Annotated in this window: 22 protein-coding genes and 1 pseudogene; 7 read left to right on the plus strand and 16 right to left on the minus strand. The window is 46.5% G+C overall.

What is annotated here, in order from left to right:
- Positions 1-711: 711 nt before the first annotated feature.
- Together QZ918_RS13625 and gltX are read right to left on the minus strand one after the other, a co-directional pair.
- Complete coding sequence (locus QZ918_RS13625) at positions 712-1,146, minus strand: CAAD domain-containing protein (protein ID WP_293148373.1); 435 nt, start codon at positions 1,144-1,146, stop codon at positions 712-714.
- 498 nt (positions 1,147-1,644) lie between these two features.
- Positions 1,645-3,066: pseudogene (gene gltX / locus QZ918_RS13630) on the minus strand (glutamate--tRNA ligase); the annotation flags it as partial.
- Between the two features lie 346 nt (positions 3,067-3,412).
- On the opposite strand from gltX, the gene QZ918_RS13635 reads away from it, so the two are divergent.
- Both QZ918_RS13635 and QZ918_RS13640 read left to right on the plus strand, forming a co-directional pair.
- Positions 3,413-3,892: a thiol-disulfide oxidoreductase DCC family protein gene (locus QZ918_RS13635; RefSeq protein ID WP_293335879.1), complete on the plus strand. Its 480-nt coding sequence runs from the start codon at positions 3,413-3,415 to the stop codon at positions 3,890-3,892.
- An 86-nt stretch (positions 3,893-3,978) separates the two neighbouring features.
- Positions 3,979-4,188, plus strand: a complete 210-nt coding sequence (locus QZ918_RS13640; RefSeq protein WP_293335881.1) for a hypothetical protein — start codon at positions 3,979-3,981, stop codon at positions 4,186-4,188.
- Between the two features lie 58 nt (positions 4,189-4,246).
- Here the strand turns inward: QZ918_RS13640 and QZ918_RS13645 are convergent, their stop codons facing one another.
- From QZ918_RS13645 to QZ918_RS13700, 12 genes are all read right to left on the minus strand, one after another.
- Positions 4,247-4,906, minus strand: a complete 660-nt coding sequence (locus tag QZ918_RS13645) for a Uma2 family endonuclease (protein WP_293335883.1) — start codon at positions 4,904-4,906, stop codon at positions 4,247-4,249.
- Between the two features lie 215 nt (positions 4,907-5,121).
- A complete protein-coding gene (locus QZ918_RS13650) occupies positions 5,122-5,838 on the minus strand; it encodes a hypothetical protein (protein ID WP_293335885.1) in 717 nt (238 codons plus the stop codon).
- A gap of 48 nt (positions 5,839-5,886) precedes the next feature.
- Positions 5,887-6,117 carry a hypothetical protein gene (locus QZ918_RS13655; RefSeq protein WP_293335887.1) on the minus strand — a complete coding sequence of 77 codons (231 nt, stop codon included), beginning with the start codon at positions 6,115-6,117 and terminating at the stop codon, positions 5,887-5,889.
- A gap of 3 nt (positions 6,118-6,120) precedes the next feature.
- Positions 6,121-6,432 carry a hypothetical protein gene (locus tag QZ918_RS13660; protein ID WP_293335889.1) on the minus strand — a complete coding sequence of 104 codons (312 nt, stop codon included), beginning with the start codon at positions 6,430-6,432 and terminating at the stop codon, positions 6,121-6,123.
- Positions 6,433-6,437: 5 nt separating this feature from the next.
- Entirely contained in the window at positions 6,438-8,150 is a 1,713-nt protein-coding gene (locus QZ918_RS13665; protein WP_293335891.1) for a hypothetical protein, read from the minus strand.
- Positions 8,143-8,529, minus strand: a complete 387-nt coding sequence (locus tag QZ918_RS13670) for a hypothetical protein (RefSeq protein ID WP_293335893.1) — start codon at positions 8,527-8,529, stop codon at positions 8,143-8,145. Before QZ918_RS13670 ends, QZ918_RS13665 begins: the two co-directional genes overlap by 8 nt.
- A 4-nt stretch (positions 8,530-8,533) precedes the next feature.
- On the minus strand, positions 8,534-9,367 hold the full coding sequence (locus QZ918_RS13675; protein WP_293335895.1) for a hypothetical protein: 834 nt from the start codon (positions 9,365-9,367) through the stop codon (positions 8,534-8,536).
- Positions 9,368-9,371: 4 nt separating this feature from the next.
- Complete coding sequence (locus QZ918_RS13680) at positions 9,372-9,548, minus strand: hypothetical protein (RefSeq protein WP_293335897.1); 177 nt, start codon at positions 9,546-9,548, stop codon at positions 9,372-9,374.
- A gap of 1 nt (position 9,549) precedes the next feature.
- Positions 9,550-10,083 (minus strand): hypothetical protein, encoded by a 534-nt coding sequence (locus QZ918_RS13685; RefSeq protein ID WP_293335899.1) that lies wholly within the window; start codon positions 10,081-10,083, stop codon positions 9,550-9,552.
- 506 nt (positions 10,084-10,589) lie between these two features.
- Positions 10,590-10,925 (minus strand): hypothetical protein, encoded by a 336-nt coding sequence (locus QZ918_RS13690; protein WP_293335901.1) that lies wholly within the window; start codon positions 10,923-10,925, stop codon positions 10,590-10,592.
- 122 nt (positions 10,926-11,047) lie between these two features.
- Positions 11,048-11,353, minus strand: coding sequence for a hypothetical protein (locus QZ918_RS13695; protein WP_293335903.1), 306 nt, complete (start codon positions 11,351-11,353; stop codon positions 11,048-11,050).
- Positions 11,354-11,356: 3 nt separating this feature from the next.
- Positions 11,357-11,509, minus strand: coding sequence for a hypothetical protein (locus QZ918_RS13700; protein WP_293335905.1), 153 nt, complete (start codon positions 11,507-11,509; stop codon positions 11,357-11,359).
- Between the two features lie 5 nt (positions 11,510-11,514).
- On the opposite strand from QZ918_RS13700, the gene QZ918_RS13705 reads away from it, so the two are divergent.
- Both QZ918_RS13705 and QZ918_RS13710 read left to right on the plus strand, forming a co-directional pair.
- A complete protein-coding gene (locus QZ918_RS13705; protein WP_293335907.1) occupies positions 11,515-11,664 on the plus strand; it encodes a hypothetical protein in 150 nt (49 codons plus the stop codon).
- A 370-nt stretch (positions 11,665-12,034) separates the two neighbouring features.
- Positions 12,035-12,712 (plus strand): hypothetical protein, encoded by a 678-nt coding sequence (locus QZ918_RS13710; protein WP_293335909.1) that lies wholly within the window; start codon positions 12,035-12,037, stop codon positions 12,710-12,712.
- A 624-nt stretch (positions 12,713-13,336) separates the two neighbouring features.
- On the opposite strand, the gene QZ918_RS13715 is transcribed toward QZ918_RS13710, so the two are convergent.
- Both QZ918_RS13715 and QZ918_RS13720 read right to left on the minus strand, forming a co-directional pair.
- Complete coding sequence (locus tag QZ918_RS13715) at positions 13,337-13,546, minus strand: hypothetical protein (RefSeq protein WP_293335911.1); 210 nt, start codon at positions 13,544-13,546, stop codon at positions 13,337-13,339.
- A gap of 112 nt (positions 13,547-13,658) precedes the next feature.
- Entirely contained in the window at positions 13,659-13,922 is a 264-nt protein-coding gene (locus QZ918_RS13720) for a hypothetical protein (protein ID WP_293335913.1), read from the minus strand.
- Between QZ918_RS13720 and QZ918_RS13725 the strand changes: the two genes are divergently transcribed.
- From QZ918_RS13725 to QZ918_RS13735, 3 genes are all read left to right on the plus strand, one after another.
- Positions 13,922-14,155 carry a hypothetical protein gene (locus QZ918_RS13725; protein WP_293335915.1) on the plus strand — a complete coding sequence of 78 codons (234 nt, stop codon included), beginning with the start codon at positions 13,922-13,924 and terminating at the stop codon, positions 14,153-14,155. The two genes, QZ918_RS13720 and QZ918_RS13725, sit on opposite strands and share 1 nt — an antisense overlap.
- The gene (locus QZ918_RS13730) at positions 14,122-14,460 is read left to right on the plus strand and encodes a hypothetical protein (RefSeq protein WP_293335917.1); all 339 of its coding nucleotides are present in this window, start codon (positions 14,122-14,124) and stop codon (positions 14,458-14,460) included. Before QZ918_RS13725 ends, QZ918_RS13730 begins: the two co-directional genes overlap by 34 nt.
- A gap of 102 nt (positions 14,461-14,562) precedes the next feature.
- The coding region (locus QZ918_RS13735) for a hypothetical protein (protein ID WP_293335919.1) at positions 14,563-16,214 on the plus strand (1,652 nt) is incomplete at its 3' end.

Raw genomic sequence — 16,214 nt, forward strand, 5'->3', positions numbered from 1 at the left:
TAATCGTTCACTGTTCATTTAAGGAGTGGATAGGTTTTCTTTTTCACCCTCATTCTCTCCCAGCGCGGTGGCTCTAGTTCTTCTTTTGCCACCGTTCTCATCTTTGGTTAGTCTAAACTACAGTCATTTAAGGAGTGGATAGGTTTTCTTTTTCACCCTCATTCTCTCCCAGCGCGGTGGCTCTAGTTCTTCTTTTGCCACCGTTCTCATCTTTGGTTAGTCTAAACTACAGTTTTGAATAAATTAGGATTTTTAAGCGCGCCATTATACATATTCGAGTAATTTTTCGTAGAAAAAGCAACATCACATCTAATCGGAAAGGTAATATTACCCGAACATCTAAACAGCGACGCACCAGACAATTCATAACGGGGATGAATAACCAGGATTTGGTATGAAACGATAGTTAAGCAAACAAGACAAACAGTTGTTTTGTTTACAGTCTGCTCGCTATGGCTGGTGCGTCGCTGTCAGATTCTCGGTTTGTATTGAGGGATTTTTGTCAAGCGATGCACCTACTTCATCCTTCATCCTTCATCCTTCATCCTTCATCCTTCATCCTTCATCCTTCTTCCTTCATCCTTCTTCCTTCATCCTTCATCCTTCTTCCTTCATCCTTCTTCCTTCTTCCTTCATTAAAAAACCCGACACTGACAACATATTTAAACTTGTCAGTATCAGGTACAAAATCAACAAATTACCAACAAAAATTTAGGACTTTTTGCCAAAAACTTGTTCTTTCAAAGCTTGAATTTCTTGACCTAATTGTTGGCGGTTGGAAGAGCGCAGCAAATAGCGGTAGATAAACCAGGCTGTATATCCGATACCAATTAGCTCGAATGTGGGTGCTAGCAGGGGGATATCGTTTAGTTCGTCTACAATGCCCAAAAGCACTTTCAAAGAAACAATCGAGGCTAAAATGACACCGACAACTGTCAAAGGACTTTTGTACTGCTCGTAAAAGCTGCCGATGTAAGCAGGAAACTCCGACAAAATTGAAATAATTTGTTCTTTGATCTGCTGTGTCTGATCTGGTGGTTCTTCGGTAATGATGACTTTGGTGCTACCGCTCGAACTGTCTGCTTCATTTTCAGCAGGAATTTCGGTGATAATAACGGTTGTTTCTGGTTCGTTTGATGAAGTCATTTCTCCACTCGCAATAGTTTTTTGCTGATTGGCGGCAGGTATTTCAACTGCTGCTGCGGCTGTTTCAACTGCCGAAATATCGACTGCTGAAACCTCCGTTCCGACTGTTGAAACAGCCGGTGTTTCGACTGCTGTAACTTCCGCTGCTGGTTCAAGAGTCGGCGTTTCGACTGCTGTAACTTCCGCTGCTGGTTCAAGAGTCGGCGTTTCGACTGCTGTAACTTCCGCTGCTGGTTCAAGAGTCGGTGTTTCGACTGCTGTAACCTCTGCTGCTGGTTCTACCAAAGGCGTTTCGACTGTTTCAATAGTCGGTATTTCGACTGCTGTAACCTCTGCTGCTGATAGTTCAACCGCCTGTGTTTCGACTGTTGAAACCTCGGCTGCTGGCTGTTCCCCCTCGGAAATTTCGGCGGGAGTTTCGGCTTTGGGTTGTTCTAGGCTAGGAGTTTCGGCCGCAACACCAACTGCCGGCAAATTCAAGTTGCTAATGGCATCAAGCAAGCGGGTTTTAGCCGTCCCCCGCTGGTGAAGGATTACCCAAGATTCTATCAGGTCGGGGCCGTGCATTGCACCTGTCAGAGCGGCTCTGAGCGATCGCATAATCAGCCCTTTGTTAAGATTTTTCTCTTTACTGAGCTTTTTAGTGATTTTCTGAGCTTCTGCTGCTATTAGGGTGGGATGACTTTCCAGAGCTTCTTGAACTGCTTGTAAAGCCTGCGTGGCGCCTGATTGCTGCAACTGTGCGAGTGCTTCTTCTTCGTATTCCAAAGTTGGCAAGAAGAACAACTTGCACATACCGACAGCATCGGTTAAGCGAACGAGACTCGGGCCGATTAAAGCAGCTATTTGTTCGAGCCAAGGGCGATCGGCCTTAGAATCAAACTCATAACCGGCTTTCTGCCAATAAGGTATCAGCAAATCTGTCAATTGCGGCACAGGCATCTTGTGCAGGTATTGACCGTTAAGCCAGTTCAGTTTATCCCAATCAAATTTTGCACCGGCTTTGTTGACTCGATCGAATGTAAATACTGCCGCAGCTTCGGACAATGTAAATATTTCTTGCGTTGAATCCGGCGCAGTCCAACCCAGCAAAGTCATGTAATTGACTAAAGCTTCGGGGACGAAACCCATATCTTTGAAGTCAGAAATCGAGGTAACGCCGTCGCGTTTGGAAAGCTTTTGCCCTTGGACGTTTAAAATCAGCGGCGTGTGGGCAAATTCTGGGATTGTCGCGCCCAAAGCTTCGTAAAGCAATATTTGTTTCGGAGTATTGCCGATGTGATCTTCGCCGCGGATGACGTGGGTGATAGCCATGTCGATGTCATCGACAACTACGGCGAGGTTGTAGAGGGGCTGGCCGATGACGCCGCCGCTGGATGCCCGGGCGATTACCATGTCGCCGCCGAGGTCGCTACCTTTCCAGGTTACGGTGTCGCGCACCATGTCATTCCAGGCGATCGTGCGATCGTCCTCAATGATAAACCGAATCACAGCTTGCCGCCCTTCGGCTTCAAAAGCTGCGCGCTGTTCCTCCGTCAGGTGGCGGTGGCGGTTGTCGTAGCGGGGGGCTTGTTTGTTGGCTTTTTGTGCTTCCCGCATCTCGTCAAGTTCTGCTGAGGTGGTGTAGCAGCGGTAAGCGAGTCCTTTGTCGAGAAGGCTTTGGACTGTTTGGCGGTAGATTTCCAGACGCTGGGACTGAAAACTCGGGCCTTCGTCCCAGTTCATACCCAGCCAGGTGAGTCCTTCGAGGATGTTGTCGGTGTATTCGCTTTTAGAACGTTCTACGTCTGTGTCTTCTACCCGCAGGATGAATGTTCCGCCTTGGTTGCGGGCAAACAGCCAGTTAAATACGGCGGTTCTGGCGGTACCGATGTGGAGGTTTCCGGTGGGACTGGGGGCTAGACGGACTCTGACGTTCATGTATCTTTTTGCTTTTTGATTGGGGGCAATTTGCTGGTTGGGGGATTTGCTGTGGCTGTGACTACAAATTTTAATATAGTTTGTTGCCGCCTTAAAAATTGTGTTTGGCAGTTGGTTTGCCTGGAATTGCTCGATAATAGGCTAATTAGCGATCGGGCGAAAGTCTCGGGCTTTTGGAGCAGACGGCATCTTGACGATATTAGCATTGTCGGCGCCCCAGACTGGATTGACCTTTGGGCCTATTTTTTAAAGCACAAATAACTGTGGCAGGGTGCTGAATGCGCGATCGATAATTTTAATTCTTGTAAAATGTTAGTGTGCGATCGCCATTAAAATAAATTTTCCTATGTCTGCGACTAAAACTGAATTCCCCGAATCTGTTGAAATTAAGCCATCTTGGCAGATTGAGCTTTTGTATGACGGTGAATGTCCGCTGTGCGTGCGGGAGGTCAATTTCTTGAAAAAGCGGGACGCGGGCCGAGGTTTGGTGTCGTTTGTGGATATTGCGGAGGATGACTACAACCCCCAAGCCCACGGCGGGATTGACTACGAAACGGCGATGGGCCGGATTCACGCGGTATTACCCGACGGTACGGCAATTAAAAATGTTGAGGTCTTTCGCCGGATTTATGAGATTTTGGGAATGGGCTGGATTTATGCGGTGACTAGGTTGCCGGTGATTGGGACGATCGCAAATTGGGTGTACGGAATTTGGGCCGATTGGCGGCTGCCTTTGACGGGAAGACCTAATTTAGCTACTGTTATTAGCGATCGAACTAAACGTCTTGAGTGCGACAATCCGAGTCGCTGCCGGGTTGACAGTTGACAGTTGACAGTTGCATCGAATCTCGTCAATCCAAAAAAGATCGAACTAATCTCAAGATAAATTAATAAATAAAGCAGCATAAAAATATGCAAGATGCAGGATATACAGTCTTCATGGGCTTCGGATTTCTCTGGGTACTGATGGGAATTGTGGCTGTAATTACCCTCTTCAAGTCCGACGGTCAAAAACTGGGGTTTGGCAAATGGGGATTGCTAGTTGCTATTCCGATCCTAGTGCCGATCGCCTTGGTGTTAAGCTATCAGATATTCCGACCATTTATTGTCCAATATTTTTGAGCGCTGCTGGGAGTCGATCGTCCGCCGGAGAAAAGAGTTAGTTAAATTAAGTTAAGTATTATTCGTTTTCGGGCGATCGTAACTGCTCGCTCGCCCATTGACGCAAAGACCGAATTATGGCATTATCATCTTGAGTTTCTGCCATCTGCAAAAATTGATTGAGCATTGCTACAGAAAGGATGGGAAATGTCGGACTGCGATCGCAGGTAATATATTCCCGATTTTGCAATTGATAAATTTGTACAGTTTGTGCCCGATACCGCCAAACTTCAGGAATTCCTAGCTGCTTGTAAACTACAAATCGATTAGAAGAAGGACTGGTAATATCAACTTCTATTACCAAGTCTGGGGGAGGATCTGTTGAGATGTCGAGTCTTTTCCCTAGAATGCGATCGACATTTTGGATATAAAAACATGAATCTGGTTCTGCACCTTGTGCTAAATCTTCACGGTTGAGAGTCGTCGAACCAAATCCCTTAATCTCCAAGTCCAATTCTTCAGTCAAAGCTGTAACAATCCGTTTCAGCAAACAGTTAACTGTTTCATGCAAATCTGAGGGCATGATAATTTCCAACACTCCTTGAGAATAAGAAAACCGCGAGGCTCTCTTGTCTCCGGCTTCTGCTAACAAGCTCTGGTAAGTCTGCCAACTGATGTTAGATAATACCACCCGTTGCGTAGTTTTTTCTGGGGAGGGGTTAATGAGGGTAACTGTCAAAATTCCCGCCTCCTTATTCATAAAATACTAAGACCCTAAAATTTTTATTTTAGAGCGTCTACTTTCGAGGGAACGGGACAGACGGGGCTCGAACCCGCAACTTCCGCCGTGACAGGGCGGCACTTTGAGGGGCAAGTGCTTCCTGTCTTCGGATTCCCCACTAATTAACAAATAGACTACACAAGCAGCGTAATTATGTCAACCTCCCTAGAAAATCAATCAATGTAAAATTTTCGAGATTCAAAGAAAGCTTTATTTTCGCCCCCAAGCACCGCAGCGTATAAATCACCAGGAGGCTCGTAGTAAACTGGGTCTTTCTTCCACCACTCAGCCTCCTCAAATAACTCAGGCCGCTTCTTTAAGTACCACCGCCAACATTCGGGCCACCATTTCCAGGCTTGCCAAAAGCCATAAGGAATAATGGATCGCTCTACGACGTATCCCTCTAAATCAGAAAAACGGGAACGCTCAAACCAGCTCCATTGCAAATCACAAGGTGAAGCCCAACCATGTTCAAGTAACTTCAGAAAATTAGGATCGTCAGATTCAACGTTTACGCGACAGCCATCAAATGGCAAGGCAACTGGTGGAGCAAAATTCACGTTGTCCGATGCAACAACCCTAATATATTCAACAGAACGACCATCAGATTTGTCACGATAATAATCAAAAACTACAGGCAAAGGAACAGCTTGAATTTGGTCATCGCTACACCACCCAAAAACCCGATCGCCTTCTTCGTACAAAGAACCTTTTTGAAACCGCAACTTAAGCCAGTCAGGCAATTTATCAAATTCTTTCAGGATTTCAGAAATCAACACTACATCTGTTGCAGACGCAGCATTTACAAGCCTTGTAATAATTCCTTTAGCTGCGCTCCTTGAGGGTCTGCTTGTGTTTGGATCTAAATATTTTTGGATAGCGGCTCTCAACTTCTTCTCAAACATAAAAGAGCGAGGAGCGACCTCGCAATCACGCTATCACATATCCATCATCCGGCGTGCCTGGTTAAGTCTTTGCCCGATCGCATCCAGCGCGTCTTTGATCTTGCGATCGGATTCTGGGCTTGCATTTTCAACCTCCTGCACTGATGCAAGCATTTGCTGTAATTCTTGCATTTCCTGCTGACACTGATGCCATATTTCAGAATAATGCCAGAGTGGGTTTGGAATGGCGTAGTCAGCATTCACCAAATCATCACAATTTGTCATCACTCAAGTCGTCCCTCGATAATTTTGACGAGAAATAGTTATCCCCATCCCTATTCCGGCAGAAGCACACCCGATGGCAACAGCTACCAAATCCGGCTTAAAAATTTTACCCGCAGCGCATCCTAAAAAAAGAGCAACAATCGCCGTCAACGGTAGATACTTAATGCGTCTTTCTAAACTGTCAATCCTGCCGTCAAAGCTGGCAACTGTTATATCAACATCTTCATTATTCCACGTTGAACCAAATCGCTTCGCCAAAAATGATTGTCTCGCTGCGCCCCGCAATGGCTTTCCTTTTTTGTCCAAAATGTCCATAATTTTCATTCCTTCTCTAAGTAATCTGCAAACTGTTTGATGAGAGCTATTGACCCGTGAGTTCGCACTAAATATTTGAAACAAGGTTTCCCAAGTTTTGAGTATTTCTCTTTTGAAAAGCCCAATCCATGTTTGATAATTTCAGATGCGTTCCTGCTCGTATCCAGATACGCAATAAGTTTCTCAAACATCTCATCCTCACGCTCATTTGGCAGGAGACGGGAAAAATCTGCCGCGTTCCAGGAACGCGGGAACTCCCCATCCAGAAAGGGGTCCACGAGTTCCCGGGATTGGGAACTCGTTTCAGCCAGGGAACTTGCACATCTTGAGTTACTTCCCGAGTTTCCAAATTTTCCCGTTTTTTTTTTGCGTAACTCAATCAGTTGTTCGAGCTTGTCTGGGTCTGATTCGGCGAGCCAATAATCATCAGAAATGCTCATCAAGCGGTCAAGTTTTTCGACATCAGATTCTGGCTGAATATCTGCCGTTTTAACCTTTGAATTTTTAGATTCCGCTGCTTCCTGGGTAGTTTTCTCAAACAATGCCCAGACGTATGCAGGGCGAATCCACTTGGCAGCAATACTTATTTCCTTCTCAATGTAGTTGCCGTTTTCATCTTTGATGCCAGAAATATTACCTCGAAAAAGAGGCTCTTGCTCGGAATCAGCAAACAACTCGATCTTGATCATGTTTCTGTTGCGGGCTTTGGCAAATCCGTCACTGCCACCAGATGCGCTGTTTGTATCATCATGAGCAAGAAAAATCGGGGATTCATTTGCCTTGCGCGGGCAACTAATGGCTTTAGGTATCAATAGTTTTCCAGGTTCGCGTGTCCCTTCTTCATCCTTGTACATGGTTAATTCATCAAAGATAGAAGTCAGCGGGGCATCATCTTCAGTACGCTCAGCAAACCTATCAAACATCGCATAAATCTGCTGGCCAACCTCATGATAATTGTAATTCCCTCCATAACCAGGAACCCCCAAAGAAACTAATTCCTTCCAGCATCTACTTTTGTTTTGATGAAAGTGGGGGTCAGCGATTGATACAACCTGATGCCCGCGCAAGTAGTGCCGACACAGTGCAAGAAAAGCAGCAAAATACGATTTGTAAGCGCCCTGATCGCCATAGATATATACAGGCTTTTTCATGAGCTGTGATATCCATCCGCCCTCGTGATTAGCAATCAATTCCAACAGACAAGATTTCGATCGCTCGATCGCCTCAGCCTCTGTTTCAACTTTTACCTCGGGTGCTGTTTCAACTTCCATCTGAGCCTTGCTGGGCTTATCAACTTCAGTCTCGGCAACATTTTGGGGAGAGTCAGCCTCAATTTGCTGCCTCACCCACTCCGGCCGCTTATCAAGCTGCACGGTTGCAAAAGCTTCCCCAGCATCAAGCCTGAAATCCTCTTTTCGGAGTTGGGAAAGTTGTTGCTCATTTTCAACAACTTCCGCTACAACGATGGGCTGTGTAGCTTCGCGGATTAACCGCTGCTGTTCCTTGTCAGATTCGATCGCTTCATCTAATATTTCCTGAAATGCGATCGCCTTTTTGGTGCTAAAATATCCGCCGAGAAAGCACCCAAATGCTGCAAACGAGGCAGACTGTCGGAGAGCAACCCACCGAGAAAAAGGCAAAGGCACAACAGCAACACCTGCAAAAAAGATGCCACCGATTAACGATGCGATCGCCCAGTCTCGGCTAGGGCTAGACATCACTCTCTCCCACCGCCGCGAGCAACAGTATCAAGCCGACGATCGCAATTCCAAACCACCACAGGGGAATGTAATGTAACAAATCCCACCAAGCGATCGATCCGAGGAACAGGGCTGTGGCACCAGTCCGGTATAAACCCTGAGAACTTGGCTGGGACGGAGGTACAAATAGCATCCAGATGATTGATATCGCGCCGACAATAAAGTAAAGAGTCAAATACTGAGGCAACGAGCGAATTACGTTAGTAGCAATGACCCCGATCGAAAGAAAAATACCTCTAAAATGCCAGTCAGACAAACCTTGTAAAGCCTTTAGCGAGGTTGAAATCTTAGCGGGAATAACCTCTATTGTTGGCGCAGGCTTTTGAAACGGAAACATTAATTTATCCTCTCAAAAATTTGCCGATTTTCCCCAAGCCGCGGGCAACGTTTTGCCCAAAACCTTTGACGGCGCCCGCAGCATTTTTAACTTTTGTCGCAGCACCTCGAATTCCACCAAATGCGATTGGTCGGCTCGCACTGGGCAGCGCCGCTTGGCCTTGATATCCGATTCGATTTTGAGATTCAAAAACCTGCCCTGTTGCACTAGGTAACACAGCCGCTGCGCTACCGAATTTTAAGTAATTCGTCGCAGCCTGCAAAGCTGTTTTGCGCTGCTGATTGAATTGCGCCATTGCGAAGGCTTTGTCTGGAGCTTCCGAAATCGCGGCCATTTCAGTGGCAAGCTTGTCAGCTTCAATCTGTAAATTAACTGAGAGTTGATGCGCGCTTTTTGTAAAGAAATTTGCCAGTTTGTTATCGGCAAGTTCTTGACCGGCGCGAACCCGCTCACCTTGCTTTTCAACCCCTCGCTCGTAGCGATACTGCGCGAGTACCATGTCTGCTGTTGCTTTGTCTATTTTCTCGGCACCTTTAGCGCCTTTTTTAACCAAAGCAGCTTGCATTGTTGACCAGGCAACTTGCCCGTCGATCCAATCAGTCACAAGTTCTTCTATTAAATGAAGGTTGTCTGCGAGCCACTTAGATTTCACGGAAGCATCTTTCATGGCGCCCAATTCATCGATCGACATATTCGGGATTGCCGATAAGTCGAAACCATAATATTTGGACATCAAACCTGAAACGTCTTCGTAGCCGTGGCTGATAACGTGTGGCGCAATTCCTCCGCCGTCAGTCTCACCACTACCTCCTTGATAGGGAATGATTGAACTGCTCATTTGTTTACCCTCTCAAACTTTTAACTTGACCTATCACCTCTACCCCGCGTGCATCTGTGACACCTTCTTGCCTTAAGTCGGCAGCCGCTGCGCGAACAGCTTGCTGTGAGTTTTGGGCCGTCACAGTTAGCATTTTTGGAGGATTGTGGCAACGCAATATTCTGACTTCGTAGTAAGCCATGCTAAGAATCCTGTAAGTTAGCAAGTCCTGCTCTTACTTCATCCGTGAAGCCTTGGCGAACCTCTGCGGCTGCCTGCCTTCCCAGACTCCGGCCTAGCTCCCTGTAATTACTCAGTAACCCAGATTTTAAGGAGGCAATTTGAGCTAGATTACTATCGGCAACAGTGGCAGCAGTAGAAGCTATTTGATTGTGTTTACCTACAAACACGATCGCCGTAGGCGAGGAAACAGGGGGGGCAACCGATGCTTGCTCTACCAAATTTCGCAACTCGGTAAACTTTTGAGAATGCAGCAGTGGAATGGCATCTAGAGCGAACCGAGAATACTCAGTTGCCCTAGCACTTCCGCGCCGTAAGATTTTGAGTTCAATCCCGTAAATATCCCGGAGCTTGGCGATCGCATTTTGCAAGCCAGCTTTGTTTAAGTGGAGGATGCGTTGCACGTCCGTCGCCGAGTACCAATCAATCGATTCGCAAACAGGGCAATCGATTTGTTCAGCGTCTACATCAATCACGTCGTTACTTTCAGGTTCCATGAGTCTATTTTTGCAAAAGGAATCGATTTGAATCGATTTGAATCGATTGGAATCGATAGTCCAACAATAGCGGCTAGCGAAACATCAGGACACTGGTCAATGACCAATAATTGGTCATTGACCAAACATCGATCGAGTCGATCAAATTTTGCACAAAAAAAAGACCCCATCCTAGGAAGGAGAGGGTCGAGAGTCGAGAGTTAAACGAATCACGGGCTAGATAAGAACAGACGAAAGTATATCTCCCCCAATAGCCTTTTTATATAAGGCTTTGGCTCCCTATACTTGGGATCTGACTCATCTTTCAAATAATTGTAAAGACTGTAAAGCGGAATATCAGTTTCGCGGGCGATTCGGTAAACAGACCACTCGGTAAGTTCCCGAAAAGTTTTTGGATCGAGGTAGACTTTTTCTGTTTTTTTTGATAGTCTAGACATATCATCTTCTCCGTTTACCACAAAGGTGATCCGCCCCTGGCTGTTGTTGCAGCGCAGGGGCACTTTAATTTAATTGGCTAATCTTTGGTTGACCGCCAAAACTGAATAACTTTCGACGATCGCAACCTGGAGAATAGCCAGCAGCTTGAGACCTTCGTTTTTACCTATTGCAGCGTGGGTGTAAATACCACAAGGCATATCAGAACCGACCACTTCACGCAAGCTATCGCAAAATGCACCCTCTTGGCGCAGGCTAAGTGCGACAACCTCCAGCAAAATAAGGAGTTCGTCTCTGTCCGCACGGGAAAAATCCGAACCAAAAACTTCAAACAGAACGGTGGAAACCGACGGCGGTATAATATCGCCAACCCGTTCGTAATCAATGCGAGTGTCTTCGGTAATCATGGCTTAATTCCTAATATGAAGCGATCGCACTTGAAGGCAAACACGATCGCACTAGACAAATGGGGAGAACTCGCCCGTCTGCCCGGGCTGCACACCACTAAGGCAGGTGCCGCCATCAAAACTCAGAAGGGGATGGGGTCATAACCTGTGGAGTCAGAATTCGTAGAATCCTCTGCGGTTGCAGGCTTTGGGTTTGTCGTTTCTCGCACCTCGCGTTTCACTTCGCGGTGAAATCGAACTGCCAAAAGAGTTGTTAGCCGGACTGCTGATTCTGCAAGTCTGGGATACTCTTCGAGATTGTATTTACCAGAAGCAATCATTGCCGCCAGTAATTGCGTTGCAACGACTTCACCATGAGGCTGCGGGTAATTTGGATCGTTAAAATAATCGCGAATTGCTAGTTTTTCTTTGAGCGTAAAGCCTTCCATGCATCACCTCAGCAACCACTTACGATCGCCAATACTCCACCGATAACCGAGAGTCTTGAGATTGGCATAAAGGATTGATGACTCGCGATCGAGTCCTTTACACCAAGGAAGCAGAGCGATCGCCTGTTCGTATTTTTTGAGCTTAATTTTAGGCATAGGGTATGATTGTCAGTGGTTGGATATTAGTCGTTGGAAAAGGAAGGGCGATCGCCGGATCTACCCAGAGCGATCGCCCGTGTGCTTGGTTAGAGCGTGAAACTTGCCGGCGTCACCCGCAAGTCTGGAGGCGTGTAGCGAGCCTCAGTATTTGAATGTCAATAAGCTTGGTTAATAAAAATGTCCCAAAAATGGGACATTTTTATGTGAATTATTCTTTTCAGGCAAGGCTAAATAATTGGAGCCAGAGCCTGAAAAACAGAGCTTTTGCGATTTCAGCATCGAGGAGATACCTGATTATTTTCGCCACGGCCAGAGCGAAAATAACTGCCGCCGAGGGAGCGAAACCCTAGAGTCGCAGAAAAAATGTCCCAAAAATGGGACATTTTTCGTAAAAAGGGTTGTAGAAAAAATGTCCCAAAAATGGGACACTTTTTCTGGAACGTGGGATTTTACGTGGTTTCGCGGTTTCGCGAGCCGCTGAAATCGCTTAAAGTCTAGAAATTATTACATCTAGGCTTTAACATGATGAACTTCAAGCGGCGAATCGACTGGCGCAAATGGCTGGGAGTGGCGGGATGGGTAGCGTTGGGCTACTTCATCGGGCGGCCGGAACAACTCAGCCGGATGGCGCGGAACCTGGAGAATCACTTGGCAGGAAGTCGGACGCAGTATCTTGTGCCAACAACCACAGGAACAGCACCTGGGCTGGTTCAGATATACCAGCAACCCCGACAGTCTTTCAGTTCCACTTCCGAGCCTGGGCAGCAGGGATGGAACGATTTTTATGACCCAAATGGACATTATTCGATAATGGTGCCGCCACACAAGGTCAAACAAGTGACGGATACTGACAGCACGATGAACTCCATTAGGCTGGAAGATGAACTCTACATTTTTGGGTACATGGCTAGTGAGGGGATTCAATTCATTAGCCACGATGACAAGCAAGCTCTTATGAGGGAATCTCTCAATAAAGGCTGGAGTTCAAGTGTAGCTAGCGAGCAATTTTCGATCGTCGCGCAAAGGCACTTTGGTCTAAACGGAAACCCAGGAGTAGAAATTCACTTGCAACACAGGTCTAAACCAATCAAGATGACGTTCCGACAGATGATCGTGGGGAATCGCCTGTATATGACGGGAGTCTCAAGTCCATCCCCTCAGAACGAGCAAACCTTTCTAAACTCTTTGCGCCTGCACTAGACACAGTGCTAGACAAAACAATAGGCCGTGATTTCAGCCTCCCCAGACACTAACTGGGGAGGCTTAACTATTTAATTTTCAAGGTTCTGTACAGGCAAAAACTTTTCAGGGAACCTGACAAACTCGTGAAGCTTCTCGGGTGGAACTCCACAGATTTGACATAGAGCAAGCCATTGCACCCCACTAAGTGCAAGCTTCTCCCACCCTCGGCTCCCTTCTCTAGCTCTCCGACGAAGAGTGCTAGCAGATACTTCTTGCCCAGAAATGTGGGAGATAGCACCAGCTAGTCGTTCGTAAGAAAATCCTGTTTGTTGGAGGAAGGTAGCCAAAGGGAAACATCCTAATGTTGCTTGACTTTTAATGTCTGTAACCATATTATATTGGTATCTAGTCAAATTGACAAGCAAAAAGATTGTTAATTTGACTAGCCTCATAAACAACAAAGTAAGTCGGCTGGTGATTAGCGTCCGCAGCCGGCTTACTACAAATATAAGAGCTTCCGGCAGGCAGACCATCTTTCGCGACTAGCCCTGTAAGCCCTGATGAGCGTGAGCAGCGAGAAGCGGTCGGCTCCGGCAACTCGCAGCACAACCAAGTCAAGGATAGCCTCTCGTCTACGTCTTTCTACGTAGACAAACTCTGCCTTCTAGCAGTTAATTCCGTGAAAATGCGGATTTTACCGATCGGGTCATGTGCCATTGCGGTATCAGTAGCCCTGATTTTTATTGGGCAATCAGCGACAGACACCCCCGACAAGTCGCCGCCACCGGGAAGCGACCGCAGGGATTTTAGCAGCGAGGTAACACCCATGCAGTAGCCAAAACTCAATTTCACACCTGATGTCTTTCTCGCTCTCCGGCGATCGTTCTGTAGGGCGATCGCTTCTCTCCCTCATCTGGCGGAGGTGATTCCTATGTAACTGGACTGCCTAAAACTTTCCTTCCTATCATTCGCGGGCGATCGTGCGGTAGGACGTGCGATCGTCTTTCTCACTCACAAATTCCTCTCTCACCAAACGATGAGTAAAAACCTTAAAAGCATCGAGAACACAATACTGTTCAGAGCCAAGCATTGCGGAAAAAGCGCTGGGCGACGGGCGAGTCGCCAGCCCCTGACAAAACCCGAAAAACGGCGTCGATTCTTCTCCGAAACTCGGAGTTCGATCGATAAGTGCGAGTACCCTTCCCTCAGCATCAAGCAGACAAACCAATGAACATAGGTCGAACCATTGTCAACCACATAGCAATCAACGAAACCAGAAGAAACGACATCTTGGGAATCCTCAAACACGGCCCCAAAACGGCTTACCAAATCTCTCTCAAGATGCCAACTTTCTATTCAAGAGGAACAACCCTGTGTCGCCTGCGCGAATTACAGGCGACAGGAAAAGTAACAAATTCAGGAGATTTATGGGAAATCAAACAAGCCAAACCAACCCCCTAGATACTTTCAGCAACACCTACGGAGAAACCGACGAATTAGTCCAGATTCTCATACGAGATAGAAGCACTCTCGGCTTGCTTTTCCTCAAATTAGAAAAACTCGCCTGGAACGAAAAAATGGCAGTAGGCTTGGCCGCTTACCACCGCATCGTTCAAACCACGCAATTGATAGAAATAAAGCCGCGTCACGGCGAATTTGCTGCACCTGTAGCCGAAGCAATAGAGTTGCTAAAAGCCCTTTCCCCGCCGGCACTAGCCGAACTCGCCGGGGATATTCTGCAAGATGAATTTGAGATTGAAGTGTAGGAAGACAAACAGCCGAGTGCGGGAATTGACCGCACTCGCTTTTAGCAATGAGGAGTCAGCATGACAGTTGCAACAGTCGATCGACCAGCACGCCTCGCCGAAATGGGGCGACAAGAAGCAGAGTCAGTCACCCAGGCAATCAAAGAAAACTTTGACAGCTTGGGTTCCATGCTGATTCAAGCCCGGGACAGAAAAGCGTACAAAGCACTCGGATATCGCACTTTTGAAAGGTACTGCCAAACTGAATTCGGCAAGTCAATTTCCAGTGCTTACAGGTTAATTGAAGACGCAAAAGTCGTAGCACAGTTGGAGGCAGAAATATCCAAACAATACGACGAACCGATTACTTTAAACATTCCCAGCGCTTGCCTGCGCCCTCTGAAAATTATCCCAGATGTCAACGACAAGCTTAAAGCAATCGAATATGCAAAAAATTTAGCCGCAACGGAAGGCAAAAAGGCTACTAAAAAACATTTAGAAATAGCAGTATTCGAGATATCCGGCAAGCGCAGTCAAGATTACAAAGTCGCAATTCAAAAATTGGGCTTCACAAAGGGCGTACCAGTCGAGATTAACGACGCAACAAACAGCAGAGGATTAGTTAAAAAAGTAGACGAATCAGGCAAGATTCACATCGCACTTTACAGCGGAGGAGTCTACCCAAGACCACTTGGCGCTAGTGACCTAAGGCTACTGACGAAAGCAGAACAGCCTGCAAATCCACTGAACGAAATCACTGCCAGCAAGGGCGATAGAGTGCTCATTTTTGCTAAGGGGCTAGAAGGCAAAAAAGGAATTATTCACAAATGGAAAGATTGCTGTCAAGCACTTGTAACAGTGGATGGAGAAGATGAACTAGCCACTATCGCTTATGCAGAGATGGAGTTGATCCGCGAACAACAAGAAGAGGCCAACTGGGAATCAGAATTAGTGTGGGAAGCCGGAAAAAATAGATATTACTATTTCCCAAAGGAAGACACAATATATAGTAACAAATGGCCACAAGGCTTAGCTCTAAAACCTCACTCCCATGAAAAAAGCCCAACTGAGTTCATGAGAGAGTGGGAAGATAAATTCGCCGGAGACTTACTCGAAGCTCTTGTAACTCCGGCAAAAATCAAGACACTGGCACTCGCGCAGGCTATCAGCCTTCCGGACAGCGAAGGTAAGGAATTCGCTGCTGACTTAATTGCCAGCTTAAATCAATTATTTCCGCAATCCAAGCCCAAGGCTATGGGAATAAGCTTTGCTCTGACGATCAACGAATTGATTTCTGGTAAGAAAACGCAAACTAGGCGTGCATGGCAAGATGATTATGCTCGAAATTTCATTAGATATTTTGATGAAAATATTGCCATCCCAGCACTAAATAAAGGCCGTCACCGGGGTGGACATGAACTAGGATCCATCAAACTTACTCAGCGCCCATATCAACAGTATTTATCAGAAATGTCATCCATCGATTTACAAGAAGAAGGGGGCATGGTTGCAACAGCACAAGAATTTATCGACACCTACTTTGAGGGGCAGGACAAGTTAGTTTGGGTGCTTCACTTCGAGTTTTTAGCTGCACCCAATAATACATTAGCAGAGGAAAACCAGAGATTAAGGGAGCAGCTAGCAGAGGCACAATTTGCGATCGAAGCAATGGTAAATGCAGCTTCCACAGATTCAGCCCTGGCGTTCAACAAAACAGCCAATTTCTTACTAGAAAATACCGCAGAAACCTCAACAGAAGCCTTAGATGTAGACAC

This window comes from Microcoleus sp. CAWBG58, from assembly GCF_020883045.1.
Classification (GTDB): domain Bacteria; phylum Cyanobacteriota; class Cyanobacteriia; order Cyanobacteriales; family Microcoleaceae; genus Microcoleus.

Coding starts and splice junctions, on each gene's coding strand:
- QZ918_RS13690 (WP_293335901.1), bottom strand. CDS start 10,925: ATGATTACCGAAGACACTCGCATTGATTACGAACGGGTTGGCGATATT.
- QZ918_RS13680 (WP_293335897.1), bottom strand. CDS start 9,548: ATGGCTTACTACGAAGTCAGAATATTGCGTTGCCACAATCCTCCAAAA.
- QZ918_RS13660 (WP_293335889.1), bottom strand. CDS start 6,432: ATGGACATTTTGGACAAAAAAGGAAAGCCATTGCGGGGCGCAGCGAGA.
- QZ918_RS13710 (WP_293335909.1), top strand. CDS start 12,035: ATGATGAACTTCAAGCGGCGAATCGACTGGCGCAAATGGCTGGGAGTG.
- QZ918_RS13675 (WP_293335895.1), bottom strand. CDS start 9,367: ATGAGCAGTTCAATCATTCCCTATCAAGGAGGTAGTGGTGAGACTGAC.
- QZ918_RS13665 (WP_293335891.1), bottom strand. CDS start 8,150: ATGTCTAGCCCTAGCCGAGACTGGGCGATCGCATCGTTAATCGGTGGC.
- QZ918_RS13705 (WP_293335907.1), top strand. CDS start 11,515: ATGATTGTCAGTGGTTGGATATTAGTCGTTGGAAAAGGAAGGGCGATC.
- QZ918_RS13700 (WP_293335905.1), bottom strand. CDS start 11,509: ATGCCTAAAATTAAGCTCAAAAAATACGAACAGGCGATCGCTCTGCTT.
- QZ918_RS13640 (WP_293335881.1), top strand. CDS start 3,979: ATGCAAGATGCAGGATATACAGTCTTCATGGGCTTCGGATTTCTCTGG.
- QZ918_RS13655 (WP_293335887.1), bottom strand. CDS start 6,117: ATGACAAATTGTGATGATTTGGTGAATGCTGACTACGCCATTCCAAAC.
- QZ918_RS13725 (WP_293335915.1), top strand. CDS start 13,922: ATGAACATAGGTCGAACCATTGTCAACCACATAGCAATCAACGAAACC.
- QZ918_RS13635 (WP_293335879.1), top strand. CDS start 3,413: ATGTCTGCGACTAAAACTGAATTCCCCGAATCTGTTGAAATTAAGCCA.
- QZ918_RS13685 (WP_293335899.1), bottom strand. CDS start 10,083: ATGGAACCTGAAAGTAACGACGTGATTGATGTAGACGCTGAACAAATC.
- QZ918_RS13730 (WP_293335917.1), top strand. CDS start 14,122: ATGGGAAATCAAACAAGCCAAACCAACCCCCTAGATACTTTCAGCAAC.
- QZ918_RS13670 (WP_293335893.1), bottom strand. CDS start 8,529: ATGTTTCCGTTTCAAAAGCCTGCGCCAACAATAGAGGTTATTCCCGCT.
- QZ918_RS13695 (WP_293335903.1), bottom strand. CDS start 11,353: ATGGAAGGCTTTACGCTCAAAGAAAAACTAGCAATTCGCGATTATTTT.
- QZ918_RS13625 (WP_293148373.1), bottom strand. CDS start 1,146: ATGACTTCATCAAACGAACCAGAAACAACCGTTATTATCACCGAAATT.